Origin of the sequence: Hymenobacter antarcticus (assembly GCF_039539545.1) — a bacterium.
In the GTDB taxonomy this organism is placed as follows: Bacteria; Bacteroidota; Bacteroidia; order Cytophagales; family Hymenobacteraceae; genus Hymenobacter; species Hymenobacter antarcticus.
Genome location: NZ_BAABDI010000053.1, coordinates 1 through 13,835, shown reverse-complemented (window position 1 = coordinate 13,835; position 13,835 = coordinate 1). Strand labels below are relative to the sequence as shown.

Annotated in this window: 13 protein-coding genes and 1 pseudogene; 10 read left to right on the top strand and 4 right to left on the bottom strand. The window is 66.3% G+C overall.

Going from position 1 to position 13,835, the window contains the following annotated elements:
• Positions 1-129: 129 nt before the first annotated feature.
• The gene (locus tag ABD819_RS21075; RefSeq protein WP_345127602.1) at positions 130-2,706 is read right to left on the bottom strand and encodes a PAS domain-containing protein; all 2,577 of its coding nucleotides are present in this window, start codon (positions 2,704-2,706) and stop codon (positions 130-132) included.
• Positions 2,707-3,133: 427 nt separating this feature from the next.
• Between ABD819_RS21075 and ABD819_RS21070 the strand changes: the two are divergent.
• The 7 genes and pseudogenes from ABD819_RS21070 to ABD819_RS21040 form a co-directional block, all read left to right on the top strand.
• Positions 3,134-3,580, top strand: a pseudogene (locus tag ABD819_RS21070) (type IIL restriction-modification enzyme MmeI); the annotation flags it as partial.
• Positions 3,563-4,063: a type IIL restriction-modification enzyme MmeI gene (locus ABD819_RS21065; RefSeq protein WP_345127606.1), complete on the top strand. Its 501-nt coding sequence runs from the start codon at positions 3,563-3,565 to the stop codon at positions 4,061-4,063. The pseudogene ABD819_RS21070 and the gene ABD819_RS21065, both read left to right, overlap by 18 nt.
• Before the next feature lie 3 nt (positions 4,064-4,066).
• Complete coding sequence (locus ABD819_RS21060) at positions 4,067-4,315, top strand: DNA methyltransferase (RefSeq protein WP_345127604.1); 249 nt, start codon at positions 4,067-4,069, stop codon at positions 4,313-4,315.
• Positions 4,316-4,324: 9 nt separating this feature from the next.
• Positions 4,325-4,786: a hypothetical protein gene (locus tag ABD819_RS21055; protein ID WP_345127601.1), complete on the top strand. Its 462-nt coding sequence runs from the start codon at positions 4,325-4,327 to the stop codon at positions 4,784-4,786.
• Entirely contained in the window at positions 4,783-5,415 is a 633-nt protein-coding gene (locus tag ABD819_RS21050) for a PIN domain-containing protein (RefSeq protein WP_345127599.1), read from the top strand. Before ABD819_RS21055 ends, ABD819_RS21050 begins: the two co-directional genes overlap by 4 nt.
• Positions 5,416-5,461: 46 nt before the next feature.
• Complete coding sequence (locus ABD819_RS21045; protein ID WP_345127597.1) at positions 5,462-5,596, top strand: hypothetical protein; 135 nt, start codon at positions 5,462-5,464, stop codon at positions 5,594-5,596.
• Between the two features lie 45 nt (positions 5,597-5,641).
• A complete protein-coding gene (locus ABD819_RS21040) occupies positions 5,642-6,052 on the top strand; it encodes a hypothetical protein (protein WP_345127596.1) in 411 nt (136 codons plus the stop codon).
• Between the two features lie 513 nt (positions 6,053-6,565).
• On the opposite strand, the gene ABD819_RS21035 is transcribed toward ABD819_RS21040, so the two are convergent.
• Positions 6,566-7,048, bottom strand: coding sequence for a hypothetical protein (locus ABD819_RS21035; protein WP_345127594.1), 483 nt, complete (start codon positions 7,046-7,048; stop codon positions 6,566-6,568).
• A gap of 261 nt (positions 7,049-7,309) precedes the next feature.
• Here ABD819_RS21035 and ABD819_RS21030 point away from each other — a divergent pair, with 261 nt between their 5' ends.
• Positions 7,310-9,310, top strand: coding sequence for a sensor histidine kinase (locus ABD819_RS21030; RefSeq protein WP_345127593.1), 2,001 nt, complete (start codon positions 7,310-7,312; stop codon positions 9,308-9,310).
• Between the two features lie 129 nt (positions 9,311-9,439).
• Positions 9,440-10,522, top strand: a complete 1,083-nt coding sequence (locus tag ABD819_RS21025) for a cytochrome-c peroxidase (protein ID WP_345127591.1) — start codon at positions 9,440-9,442, stop codon at positions 10,520-10,522.
• A gap of 105 nt (positions 10,523-10,627) precedes the next feature.
• Here the strand turns inward: ABD819_RS21025 and ABD819_RS21020 are convergent, their stop codons facing one another.
• A complete protein-coding gene (locus tag ABD819_RS21020) occupies positions 10,628-11,728 on the bottom strand; it encodes a T9SS type A sorting domain-containing protein (RefSeq protein ID WP_345127590.1) in 1,101 nt (366 codons plus the stop codon).
• Between the two features lie 226 nt (positions 11,729-11,954).
• Here ABD819_RS21020 and galK point away from each other — a divergent pair, with 226 nt between their 5' ends.
• A complete protein-coding gene (galK, locus tag ABD819_RS21015) occupies positions 11,955-13,115 on the top strand; it encodes a galactokinase (RefSeq protein WP_345127588.1) in 1,161 nt (386 codons plus the stop codon).
• Positions 13,116-13,199: 84 nt separating this feature from the next.
• Here the strand turns inward: galK and ABD819_RS21010 are convergent, their stop codons facing one another.
• Positions 13,200-13,649, bottom strand: coding sequence for a DUF4174 domain-containing protein (locus tag ABD819_RS21010; protein ID WP_345127586.1), 450 nt, complete (start codon positions 13,647-13,649; stop codon positions 13,200-13,202).
• Positions 13,650-13,835 lie beyond the last annotated feature (186 nt).

Here is a 13,835-nt window from a genome sequence, read left to right as displayed (position 1 = left end):
CGGCCGCGTGAACGGGTTGTGCGACCATCGTTTACGCGGCCGAATTGGAAATTCGGGGTACTCGTGCGACCATCGTTTACGCGGCCGAATTGGAAATTCGGGGTACACGTTTTGTTACACCCGGCGGCGCTAGTAGCGGAAGTAGGCCGTGAACGTGGAACCCACCCCGAGCTCACTCTGCACCTCGATGTGGCCGCCGGCATTCTCCAGCATCTTCTTCACCATGTAGAGGCCCACGCCCGAGCCCTCGACGTGGGTGTGGTAGCGCTGAAACAGGCCGAACAGCGGCCGGTCGGGGGTGAGGGCCAGGCCCAGGCCGTTGTCGGCCACGGCCAGCACCCAGTAGGGGGCCTCCAGCCGGCAGCTGAGGCGCACCTGGGCCTCCCGGTCGGGGTGGCGGTACTTGAGGGCGTTGCTGAGCAGGTTGTAGACCACCGAGCGCAGGTTTTTTTCGGAGAACGGGAAGGAGGGGAAACCCGCTATGTCGACCACCAGCTGGGCGCGGGCGGCCAGGATGAGCGGGGCCAGGTCGAGGCGCACGTCGCGGATGACGTCGGCCAGGCGGGTGGGGGCCAGGGGCTGGCCGCGCTCCTGCTGCAGCTGGCCAATGGCGCTCAGCTGAACCAGGGTGTGCTGAAAACGGTCGACCGAGCTCTGCATCAGGTTCAGGATGTGGGCCACCGGCCCCACCTGGCTGGCCGGCGGCAGCTCTTCCCAGAGGGCGTGCACCAGGCCGTCGAGGTTGGTGATGGGGCCCTTCAGGTCGTGCGAGGCCGTGTAGACGAAGGTGTCCAGGTCCACGTTGGTGCGGGTGAGCTGCTCGTTGGTTTTGCCCAGCTCCTCGATTGAAACCCCCAGCTCCTCGTTGGCGTCGGCCAGGGCCTCGTTGGCGGCAAAGAGCTTGTCGTTGAGGGCGGCCGACTGCTGGCTCAGGCGCTGCACCTGCTTGCGGGCCCGCACCTCCTCGCTCACGTCGGTCACCAGGCTGTAGTAGCCCATCACCACGCCCTCCCGCACATCGGGCACGAAGCTGCTGTGGATATGCCGCACGAAGTCTTTCCGGTACGGCATCCGGGCTTCAAAGTCCAGCTGCTCGCCGGCCAGGGCCCGCGCCATGTAGCCCTGGGTGGCCTGGTAGGCCGCTTCGCCCACTACTTCGCGCACCGTCCGGCCCAGCAGGTCCTTCGGCTTTTGCCCAAACCAGGCTTCGTAGGCGTGGTTGTTGAACTGGTAGCGCTGCTCCCGGTCGACGTAGCCGATGAGCACGGGTAGGGCATCGGTGATGAGCTGGAGCCGGGTGGCCACGGTCTCGCAGGCATCGCGGGCCGCCACCTGCTCGGTTACTTCGAAGCCGAAAACGAGGACGCCGTCGATGTGGTCGTGCTCGTCGTAGCGGGCCTGGAAAATAAGGTTGAAGTACCGGTCCTCCAGCTCGCCGCTGGTGGGGTGGGCGAGGGGCACGAGCTGGGCCGGGCTGGTGTAGGTGATGCCCGTGTCGTATACCCGGCGCAGGGCCTCGTAGGCGGGCAGGTGGGCCACTTCGGGCAGGGCGGCCAGCACGGTGCGGCCCAGCAGCTCGCGGCCCGGCAGCCATTGCGCATACACGGGGTTCACCAGCTCGTACACCAGCTCGGGCCCGGCCAGCATGCAGATGGCGGCCGGCGCGGACATAAACAGGTCTTTCAGGCGGGCACGCTGCCGCTCGGCCTCGGCGCGGGCCAGCCGGGCGGCGGCGGTGCGCTCGGCCACGCGGGCATCGAGGGTGTGGTTGAGGCGCTGGAGCTGCTGGTGGGTGCGCCGCAGCTCGGCGTTCTGGAGGCCCAGCTCGGCGTTGGTGGCCAGCAGGGTGGCGTTGGTGGTGGCCAGCTGCTCGTTCAGGGCCAGCACCTGGCGGCGGGCCTGCACCTGCTCGCTCACGTCGGTGGCCACCACGGTGATGCCCGTAATCCGGCCGTCGGCCTCGCGCAGGGGCTGGTACATGAAGTTCCAGTACACGGTGTCGCGGCGGCCCTGGCGGTCGATGAGCGAGGGCCGCTCGTGGGCCACGTAGGGCGTGCCGGTGGCCAGCACCCCGTCCAGCAGCTCCTCAAAGCCCTGGCCGGCGGCCTCGGGCAGCAGCTCGAACACGGGCGTGCCCAGGGCCTGCGCCGGCGTGCGGCCCCACAGGGCGCACATGGTGAGGTTGGCCCACTCCACCACGTAGCGCGGCCCCCGAAACACGGCAATGGCCACCGGGGCCTGCTCAAACAGCTCGCGCTGCTGCTGCTGCTCGGCTTCGCGCTGCCGCACCTGCGCGGTTACTTCGTAGGCGAAGACGGAGATGCCCACGATGACCCCGGCTTCGCGGCAGGCCTGGTAGGTGAAGGTGAAGTACACGTCGCGGGCCGGGTGGCCGTCGTGGGCGGCCAGGGTCAGGGGGGTTTCGTGGCCGAAGTGCGTGATGCCCGTGCGGTACACGCCGTCGAGCAGGGCCATGAAGCCGGCGGCCACGACTTCGGGCAGGACCTCGGCCACGGTGCGGCCCAGGAATTGGTGGTTGGGAAAGAAGGCCTGGTAGGCCGCGTTCAGGTATTCGTAGCGGTGCTCGGGCCCGCGCAGCAGGCAGATGGCAGCCGGGATATGCTCCAGCACCCGGTACGCGGTTTCGAGCCCTGCCGGGGTGGGCGGCGGGGAGTCAGGGGGCACGAGGGCCGGGTTGGGGGGCATGATGGAAAGGGAAAGGACGTGAAAGACCCGCGCCGGCGAGCCGCGCGGGCCGGGCCGTTTAGATGTAAGGTACCGCTATTGCAGCCGGAAAGCCCGGCGGGGGCGGGGCGGAAGCCCTGACTTCGCCCTCCGCGACAACCTCTCCCCCTAACCCCCCTCTCCAAAAAAGAGGGGGGACTAGATTTCAGTTCTACTACTAAAAAACGAGTAGAAAAAGCTACATCTAAAGCTAGTTCCCCCTCTTTTTTGGAGAGGGGGTTAGGGGGAGAGGTTGACGCGGAGGGCGAAATCAGGAGTTGCCCTCCCCCCCACACCCCGCCCGCCCCCGTATCTTCCGCCCCCATTTCTACCCCGCTTCCCCATGCCCCTTTCCCTTTCCGAATTAAAAGACCGCGCCATTCGCTTTGCCCAGTAGTGGCAGGCGGCCACCAACGAGCGCGCCGACGCCCAGGCGTTCTGGATTGATTTCTTCCACGTCTTCGATGTGAAGCGCCGCCGGGTGGCTTCCTTCGAGGTGCCCATCAAGAAGGCCGACGGGCGGCAGGGCTTCATCGACCTGCTCTGGAAGGGCACCCTGCTGGTGGAGCACAAGAGCCGGGGCCGCGACCTGGACCGCGCCGGCCAGCAGGCCCGCGACTACTTCCCCGGCCTCAAAGACCACGAGCTGCCCCGGTATATTCTGGTTTCGGACTTCGCCCGCTTCCGCCTCTACGACCTCGACGAGGGCACGGAGCACGAATTCGGGCTGGCCGAGCTGCACCAGCACCTGCACCTGCACCTGTTCGCCTTTCTCACCGGGTACCAGAAGCGCGTGTACCGGCCCGAAGACCCCGCCAACATAAGGGCGGCCGAGCTCATGGGCGAGCTGCACGATGCCCTGCTGGCCGGCGGCTACCACGGCCACAAGCTCGAAGTGCTGCTGGTGCGCATTCTCTTCTGCCTGTTTGCCGAGGACACGGCCATCTTCGAGAAGAATGCCTTTCAGGAGTTCCTCGAAGCCCAGACCCGGCCCGACGGCACCGACGTGGGCACCCGGCTGGCCGAGTGGTTCTCGATACTCGACCAGGCGCCGGGCGAGCGCCAGCGCCACCTGCCCGACTACCTGGCCCAGCTGCCCTACGTGAACGGGGCCCTGTTCACGGAGTATTTCCCGTTTCCGAGCTTCGACGCGGCCCTGCGCGAGCGGCTCATTCGCTGCACGTACTTCGACTGGTCGCGCATCTCGCCCGCTATTTTCGGCTCGCTGTTTCAGTCCGTCACCGACCCCGTGAAGCGGCGCAACCTGGGGGCGCACTACACCTCGGAGGCCAATATTCTGAAGGTGATTCAGGGGCTCTTTCTCGATGAGCTGCGCTAGGAGCTGGCCGCCGCCGGCCAGAGCCGCCCCCGCCTCGATGCCCTGCACCGGCGGCTGGAGCAGCTGCGGTTTCTGGACCCGAGCTGCGGCTGCGGCAACTTCCTGGTGGTGACCTACCGCGAATTGCGCCTGCTGGAGCAGGAAATCCTCGAACGCCTCTTTACCCACCAGCGCGCCAGCGGCCAAACCGCCCGGATGCACAGCCAAGCGGTACTCGGCGGGCATTTACCTTATTTGGCTACTGCGGCGTAACTTTAACCTATGCAAGTTCATCATCCGGTTATTAGCCCAGACTTCGTCATTACCTCGGCTACGGGCGAGGAGCAGCTTTTGGTAGAAGTGAAAACCTGGATGCCTACCCCCGCCCAGGCGCAGGAATTACGCCAGAACTACGGGCATCCTGCTTGTTACTTTCTCCTGGCCACTCCCGACCACATGGCGCTATGGCTGCCCACGCAAGGCGAGCAGCCGTTGGTTGCCAGTGCCTATTCGGTGGATGCTTCGCTGGTTCTGGCCAATTATCTGACGCTTGAACGCCATCCGTTGCAAGCATTAGACGGGCAGGTTTTCAGTCTGGTCGTTTCTTCCTGGCTGGGCTCGGTTATGTTTAAGCCAGCGCGTACCCTGCTGGATATGCCGGCGCAGGCGTGGCTGGTAGAATCGGGGGTGCACGAGCGCATCTATCGGGGGTACATTCATCGGGAACGGCAGTTGGCTAAATGAACGTTTTCGTCGAATCAAATTTCCTGCTTGAACTAGCGTTTCAACAAGAGCACCATGCCGCTTGCGAACGTATCCTGGCCGGAGCTGTAGCTGGTCGATATAGTCTGCATGTGCCGCAGTACGCGCTGACGGAAGTTTTTCAAACGCTGCACCGGCGTGCTGCCGAGCGGATAGACTACCAGCAGTATTTTCTTAAACAGATTGACCAGCATCAGCGTGAAGCGGAGTTTGATGCCGCTGAGGTCGACCAGTTGGTGCGGCTGCTCAACGACTTATTAACGACGCGAACGGCTACCCAGGCCAGCCGCCTGTTTTCCCTTGCGCAACGGCTGGCGGCTGAGGCCCCCGGCCCACCGCTCACCGCTGCTGTGCTACTGGAAGCACCTATGCTACAAGCAACTCACGGCTTAGGCGTGCAGGATGCGTTGGTATATGCTTCCGTACTGGCCGGTTTGCGCGCATTGCCGCGTGGGCCTAAGCTGTTTGTTACCCGCAACGACAATGATTTCCGAAAGCCGGCTATTATTGAAGAATTAAGGGGATTCGACTGTAAGCTGCTGGCTAATTTCAGCGGTGCTGCCGATATGCTGGAATTGGGCAATGTAATTCCGGCCAATCCTGCCGAGTAGGTCATTCCCCTTCCCCCCGTCGCCCAGCCCGAAGCAGGTCGCGGCCGTGGACCTGTGCTACCGCCCGGCCGCCTTCGCCACCGAGCTCAGCCGGCTGGAGTTTCTGTTTGCCGCCTACCGTACCTTGCAGGCTCCTCTGCTGCCGGCCCCGGCCAAAGCCCGCAGGGGGGCCAAAACCTAGCCAACCCCGCCGAATCGTGCTCCCCTTATGCTCACCCCTACGCCCTTGAGCACCTATTCCCTCAGCTATCGGCCCGACCTCGATATCGTGTTCCTGCGCTGGCTGACCCCCGATACCCTGGCCGAGGCCCAGGCTTCGTATGAGGCGACCCTGGCGCTGGCCCTGGCCCACGGCTGCGGCAACTGGCTGCTCGACTCGCGCCGCTGCGGCCCCCTCGACCTGCTCCAGACCGCCTGGCTCACCCACGAGTTTTTCCCGGCGGCCGTGGCGCGGCTCTCCCCGCACCCGCTGCGGATGGCCGTGTTCAGCTCCTTGCAGCGCTGGGAGCAGATGCGGACCGACGCGGCCGTGGCCCCGGCCGTGCAGGCCGCCATTGCCCCCACCCAGCCCTACGAGGCCGCCATTTTCATGACCGAGGCCGAGGCCGTGAGCTGGTTGCAGGCTCCTGCCGCGTAGCCGCGCCCCCAGCCACGGGCGGGGGCGTGGCACCGGGCCGCCCGCCCCCGGTGGCCGGCCCGGTTGGCGGCCGGGCGAAGCCGGGAGCGGCCCCACCCCGCCGGCCACCGGGAGCCACCCGCCCAGCCCGTTCGGCCCGCGCCAGTAGCCGGCCGCCACCCCTGGCAAGGCGTGGGCCCCGGCACTCCCGTCCGCCGCCACCCCCCGCCCGCGCCGGACCACGGACCAGCACAGCGCCCACCCCCGCCCGAATTCGAGGGTCGGACCCCCGAAATCGGGGGTTCGACCCTCGAAATCGAGGGTCGGACCCTCGATTTCGAGCCACAAAGGCCCAAAATCGAGCCTCGCCAGTCCGAAATCGGGCCTCGCCAGCCCGAAATCGACCCAACGTGGCCCGATTTCGGGGGTCGAAGCCGCGAAATCGGACCACGGCGGCACGATTCGGACCCAAAAAGGCCCGATTTCGAGCCATCGCCGCTCGAAATCGGGCCTTTTTGGGTCGAAATCGACCGCTTAGCCTTTGGCCGGGGTGGGCTTGCGGCCCGCGTTGGCGTTGCCGGGGAAGCGCACGCTCAGCTCGTCGTAGGCGGCCTGGGCACCGGGCTGCTTGTTCTTGGCCAGGAACTTGATGTTGCCGTACACGGTGAGGGCGTTGCCGTAGGCTTCGGAGCCGGCCACCATCACGGTGCTGTCGAGGTCGAGGGCGAGCTGCTCGCAGAACTGGCGCAGGGGGGTGAAGGCGGCCATGCCGGCCGTGTCCTGCTTGAGCTCGGCCAGGTCGACGAAGGCGGGCACAAAGCTGGGGTTGGTGGTGGCGTAGTCGGTGGTTTTGGTCACGAAGGCCACCGTTTTGTCGGCCATGCGCAGCATGGTTTTGCGCTCGTCGGGGGTGAGGGAAAGGAGATAGGGCGCGAGGGCCGTGCGGATGGCCTCGAAGTGCGCCTGCACGTCGGTGATAACCTTGGCGGGGATGTCGGTGTGAAATTCGTTGGGCATGAGGTAAACGATTGGGGAGAAGAATGAATCGGTGCCACTTGGCGGGAGGAAGGTAGGGCCTTTTCGGCGGCCTCGAGCGTTCGCCTCCCGAGCCCCCCGGCGCCGTTGGATTCTGGCGCCAGTCGCCTCCGCGCCCGCGCCGGGCGATACCCCCGGCACACCGCGGCACCGGGGCCCGGTGGTGAGGTGCCCCGCCGGGGGCTGCCCGCCCGCCGGGGCATGCTTATCTTCACCAGCCTATAGCACCTTCTCCTTTCTGCGATGTTACCCCCCGCTACCCCCGCCCCCGGCCCCGCCGGCCCCCACGAGACCCTGCTCCAGCTGCGGGCCCGGGCCGAGCAGCGCCGGCAGCTGGCCACGCAGGTGCCCGCGCCCCAGGCCCACGAGGAGAGCCAGCGCCTGGTGCAGGAGCTCCAGGTGCATCAGATTGAGCTGGAAATGCAGAACGAAGAGCTGCTGCTGGCCCAGGCCGCGGCCACGGCCGCCCACGACCAGTACCTCGACCTGTACGATTTCGCGCCCGTGGGCCACTTCACGCTCACGGCCGCCGGCCTCATTCAGCAGCTCAACCACTGCGCCAGCCAGCAGCTGGGCACCGTGCGCCCGCGGCTGGTGGGGCGGCATTTTGCCCTGTTCGTGGCCCCCAGCCACCGGGCCGAGTTCGGGCAGTTCCTGGTTCGGGCCTTCGGCGAAGACCACACCCTGAGCTGCGAGCTCACGATGCTGGGCGAAGACGGCCGCCCCTTCTTCGCCCAGCTCGAAGCCCTGCGCACGCCGGCCGCGCCCGGCGCGGCCCCCGCCGACCAGCGCCTGCGCCTGGCCGTGCTCGATATCACCACCCGCCGCGAGGCCACCGATGCCCTGGCCGCCAGCGAGACCCGCCTCCGCAAGCTGTTTCACGAAAGCTCCGACGCCGTGGTGCTGCTCCAGGGCCACACCTACGTGGACTGCAACGCCGCCGCCCTGCGGCTGATGGGGGCCCGGCATCGGGAAGAGCTGGTGGGCCACGCGGCCTGGGCCTGTGCGCCCGAGCTGCAGCCCGACGGCCGCCCCACCGCCGATTTGTTTCGTGCCAGCACGGAGCAGGCCATCCGCACGGGCTCGTACCGCTGCCAGGCCCTGATGCACCGGCGCACCGGCGAGCCCATCTGGGTCGAGGTACTGTTCACGCCCATCGAGCTGGGCGGGCCCACCCCGGTGCTGCACCTGGTGTGGCGCGACATCACGGCCGCCCACACCGCCCGGCAGGAGCTGCGGCGCAGCAAGGAATTCAACGAAAGTCTGCTCGATAACACCGTCAACGGCATCATCGCCATCGACCGCAACCAGCGCATCACCGCCTGGAACGCCGAGGCCGCCCGCTACTTCGGCCGGGCGGCGGCCGAGGTGCTGGGCCGGCCCCTGGCCGAGGTGCTGCCCGCCCTGCACTACGAGTCGACCCAGCTCATGGCCCGCGCCCTGGCCGGCGAGCGCGTCGACCTGCTGAGCCAGTCGTTTCGGGACCACCCCGGCCGCTACGACATCCACATCGTGCCCCTGCGCCACACGGGCGAGCCCGCGCCCATTGGCGTGCTCACCATCGTGCACGACGTGACCGAGCGCGACCGCCTGGCCGAGGAGGCCATCCGCCAGCAGCTGCGCCGGCAGCAGGAGGTGCTGGCCGCCATCCTCGCCACCCAGGAAACCGAGCGCAAGCGCATTGCCGAAGCCCTGCACAACGGGCTGGGCCAGCTGCTCTACGCCACCAAGCTCAGCCTGGCCGGGCGGGCCGGGGCCCCGGCTTCGGTCCACGATTCGCTCCGGCTGCTCGAAGAAGCCATCCGGGCCACCCGCACCATCTCCTTCGAGCTCACGCCCGGCATCCTCGAAGACTTTGGCCTGCGCACGGCCCTCGAAGAGCTGGTGAAGCGCTTGGCCCCGGCCCGCCTGCCCGTGCGCCTGCACCTCTTCGGCCTGGAGCAGCGCCTGGCCCCGCCCATTGAAATCGCGGTCTACCGCATCGTGCAGGAGCTGCTCAACAACGTGATGAAGCACGCCCAGGCGTCCGAAGTAGTGGTGCACCTGGTGCGCGAAAGCCACCGCCTCGAAGTGAGCGTGGAAGACGATGGCCGCGGGTTCGAGCCGGCCGCGCAGGCGGCGCAGCCGCTGGCCGGCATTGGCCTGGCCGGCGTGCGCAACCGCGTGGCCCTGCTCGGGGGCGAGCTCTCGGTGGTGTCGCGCCTGGGCCGGGGCACCATCATCAGCTTCGGGCTGGAGGTGTAAAGGTGGAGCTGCCAGCGGGTTGCCAGGGCGGTTTTGGTGTTTGAGCGGCGGGGGCTTATTATCTTTCGCATCCCACCCATCTCCTCCACCCCCGCCTGCCTTCCGCGCATGAAATCGTCGACGTTACCCATGCTTCTGCTGGCCGCGGCCTTCCTGGCCGGCTGCTCCCCCGACGCCGACCCCATTGCCCCCGCCGACGGCCCGGTACTGCCCCCCAAAGCCTACGTGCTGGCCCTGCCCACCCGGTTTCCGGCCGTGGCCGCCCCGCCCGCCAACAATCCCCTCACCGAGCCGGGCGTGGCCCTGGGCCGGCACCTGTTCTACGAAACGGCGCTGTCCGTGGACCGCAGTATTTCCTGCGCTTCCTGCCACCGGCAGGAGCTGGCCTTCACCGATGGCCAGGCCCGGTCGCAGGGGGTGAACCAGGCCCGCACGCCCCGCAGCGCCATGTCGCTGGCCAACCTGCTCTGGGAGCCGCGCCTGACCTGGGACGGGGCCGCCGCCACGCTTGAAATCCAGGCCCGCACGCCCATCGAGAACCCCGTCGAGATGCACCAGTCGCTCGGGGCCGGCGTGGCCCGCCTGCAGCAGCTGGCCACCTACCCGCCGCTATTCAGGGCGGCTTTCGGCAGCAGCACCATCACCGAAGAAAACGTGCTGAAGGCCCTGGCCCAGTTCGAGCGCACCCTGGTTTCGAGCAACTCGCGCTTCGACCGCTACCGGCGCGGCGAGCGCACGGCCCTTTCCGCCGCCGAGGTGGAGGGCTTCGTGCTGTTCTCCACCCACCCCGATGGCCGGCAGCGCGGCGGCAACTGCGGCGACTGCCACTCCGGCGAGCTGCAAACCAACCATACCTTCAGCAACAACGGCCTCGACGCCATTCCCCCCGACCTGGGCCTGGGCCTGCTAACCGGCCGGCCCACCGACAACGGCAAGTTCCGGGTGCCTTCGCTGCGCAACATCGCCCTCACCGCCCCCTACATGCACGATGGCCGCTTCACCACCCTGGAGCAGGTAGTGGACCACTACAACGAGCACGTCGCCCTGAACAGTCCCAACATCGACCCGCTGCTGCTCAACACCACCAACGACCCGCTCCAGCAAAGCTTCACCCTCGACCTGACGGCCCCCGAAAAAGCCAAAATCGTGGCCTTCATGCGCACCCTCACGGATTCCACGCTCATCCGCGACCCACGCTTCGCCCGGCCCTAGCCGGCGGCGGGCAGCTATACTCGTGCGGTCGGACCGGCAGCCCCGACTCGAATACGTCGCTGCCCGACGGACTTCTTGTTGTCCGCTGCGCTCAATGGCTTGCTGCTATTCAAGCACGAGCTTGCCGCTGGTGTACTGGTCGCCGATTTGCAGCTTCACTAGGTAAGCCCCGGCGGGCAGGCTGCCTAGCTTCACCAGCTGCGGGCCTGCCTGTGGGGTGGGCGGCAGGGTGTGCACGCGCTGCCCAAGGGCATTATACACGGCCAGCGACACGGCCTGCCTGCCGCCCGGCACGGTGTAGGCGACCGTGGCAGTGGCTTGGGCCGGATTGGGGTAGAGGCCGAAGGCGAAGGTGCCGGGCGCGGCACTGCGCGCCGCCAGCACGCCCGCTCCCAATTCGAAGGCAATGGCCTGGGTGCCGGCAATAGCGGCAAAATTGGGGTCGGGGCCGAGGGTGGTGGTGCGGCCCGCAATGGCCGGAATCGTTTCGGAGTAGAAGATGCCCGCGCCGTCGGTATAGGTCGCGAACAGGTCGATTCGGCTGCCCGAGGCCACGCCCGGCCCGAAGGCGGCGAGCGGAATCTCAATTTCGAGCCCGGCGTTGGTCGTGTTGGCGGTCAGACTTGCCGTGTTCAGGTAAGCGTATCTGGTGCCGGGTAGGGGAGCCGTGGCCCCGGCCACCACCATCGCGCCCGCCTTGCTGCCCTGCCCGACGTAGGCATCAGTACCAGCAGTGATGGCGGTGCCCGTCACGTACGACACGTTGCTGAAGAATACGTCGGTGGCCGCCCCGCCCGTGGCTCCTACCGATACGCGAAACCCGTAGTCGACTACCATGTCCATGGTCGGTTTGTGCTTGAGGGGCGACAGGCCGTCGCTGCCCCCGGGTAGCGCCGTGCCGGCGGCTGCGCCGGGGCGGGCGGGCGTGTTCAGGTAGAGAATAAGCGCCCGAAAACCACCCGTCGATTCGGCCGAGCCAACCAGCATCAGGTTCAGGGTGGTGGCCGTGCTGCCCACGTACAAAGCCTTGAGGCCACGGTCGGCATCGAGGTGGTTGCCAGCGTAGGCTGCGGCCAGTTGATATTTGCCCGGACCAGTGCCAATTTCAGTCGCCGTGGCGACACCATCCACTACGAATTGCGCGCTGACAGATAGCGACGGGGCCAGCAGGGCAGCCATCGCGGCAAGGGTAAGGAGCGGTTTCATACGTACAGGGGTTAAATGGTGAGAAATTGTTAAAAAATATGATGGAATAAATGTAGTAATTATTTCGATATGTGCTGCTTAATTCATAAAATAGGATGCGTACTTGCTGCTCGGTTAGCAGTCGGGGCCGGAAGTTGTTGACAGAACAGGTGCTACTTTCAAGCAGTAATGGTCGCTGGCTGTACTTTACCAGGGCTTTCCTTCGCCTACTTCGCCTCTTTTGCTCATGTCACTCTCCCTTACTGCCGCCATACTTGCTGATTTCCGCCACCGGTTTGCCTACGAGCCGCTGCTGGTGCGGGCCCCGGGCCGCGTCAACCTCATTGGCGAGCACACGGACTACAACGGCGGCTTTGTGCTCCCGGCGGCCATCGACAAGGAAATCGTGTTTGCCGTGGGCCTGAACGGGGCCAGCCACCTGCGGCTGGTAGCCTATGACCTCAGCGAAACCCTCACGCTGACCGATGCCGCCGATATCAGCCCCAGCGACGTGCATTGGGCCAATTACCTGCTGGGTGTGGCGGCGCAGTTTCAGCAGCGCGGGGTGGCGGTGCCGGGGTTCGACTGCGTGTTTGGCGGGAACATTCCGGTGGGCGCGGGCGTGTCGTCGTCGGCCGCTGTGGAGTGCGGCCTGGCCTTCGCCCTCAATCAGCTGCTGGAAACCGGCCTGGATAAGCTCACCCTGGCCCGCATGGCCCAGCAGGCCGAGCACACCTACGCCGGCGTGAAGTGCGGCATCATGGACCAGTTTGCCAGCCTGTTTGGGCGCGCCGGCCAGGTGGTGCGCCTCGACTGCCGCTCGCTCGACTACGCCTATTTCCCCTTCGATACCCAGGCCTGCCGCATCGTGCTCTGCAACTCGGGCGTGAAGCACAGCCTGGCCAGCACGGCCTACAACACCCGCCGCCAGGAGTGCGAGCAGGGCGTGGCCGTGCTCCAGCAGCACAATCCCGCCATCCAGACCCTGCGCGATGCTACGCTGGCCGACCTGGAGGCCCACCGCGCCGAGCTTAGCCCCACCGTGTACCGCCGCTGCACCTACGTGGTGCAGGAAAATGCCCGGGTCGAAACCGCCTGCCATCACCTCGAAACCGGCAACCTGACCGCCTTTGGGCAGGAGATGTACGCCTCGCACGCCGGCCTGCGCGACGACTATGAAGTGAGCTGCGCCGAGCTGGATGCGCTGGTGGAAGCCGCCCGGGGGCTGCCCGGCGTATTCGGGGCCCGCATGATGGGGGGAGGCTTTGGGGGCTGCACCATCAACCTGGTGGCCCCGGCGCAGGTCGATGAGTTCATTGCCAGCGTGAGTGCGGCCTATGAGGAGCAGTTTGGCCGGCGGCCCGAAACGTACCAGACGACGATTGTGGACGGGGTAGGGGTGGTTTGAAGAGAATTAAAAATTAAGAATTAAAAGTCTGACGAGCAATTTTTTAATTTCTCATTTTTAATTCCTTCGGAAACCGCTTTAAGGCTACCGCTGGCCGGGCCTGGTGCGCCGCAGTTCCTCGCGCCGCATGGGCATCTTGTCGACGGTGTCGAACAAGTCGGCCGGCGGGATTGGGCGGCTGCTTTGCTGCTTCACGCCGCCATCCTTGCCAATTAGCAGGGCTGCGAACAGGGGCGGCTGAAGGCCAAGCTTCCGGGTTAGAAATTGCTTGTCGGCTTCGGTCAGCTGATTGTAGAGCACTTCCAGCACCAGCACATCCCGGGCGGCCAGCTCTGGTTCTGCTGCTGCCAGCAGGGCTTTTTGCTGCTTGAAATCGGCTTGTCCGGCGTTGGGAGCGGCCAGGAGCAACACGCGCTTTTGCCAGCGACTGGCGCGCAGGGTTTGTTCCACGGATTTGGCTTTGGGGGTTTGGGCGGTGAGGAGGAGGATAAGTCCCCCGAAAATGGCAAAGGCGAAGCGGAACGGGCGTTTCATGGCACAGGCAAGTAGGGTAAATAAGCAGGTCGCGAGTCGGCGCGATGCGTTATTAACTGCTGTTACGCAGCAGGATGTAGCGCGGACTTTGTAGTCCGCGAGTCTGCGCCGTGTAGTGGTTGTAGCGGCGCAGACTCGCGGACTACAAAGTCCGCGCTACATCCCCCGAGGCGCTTTAACAAGGAG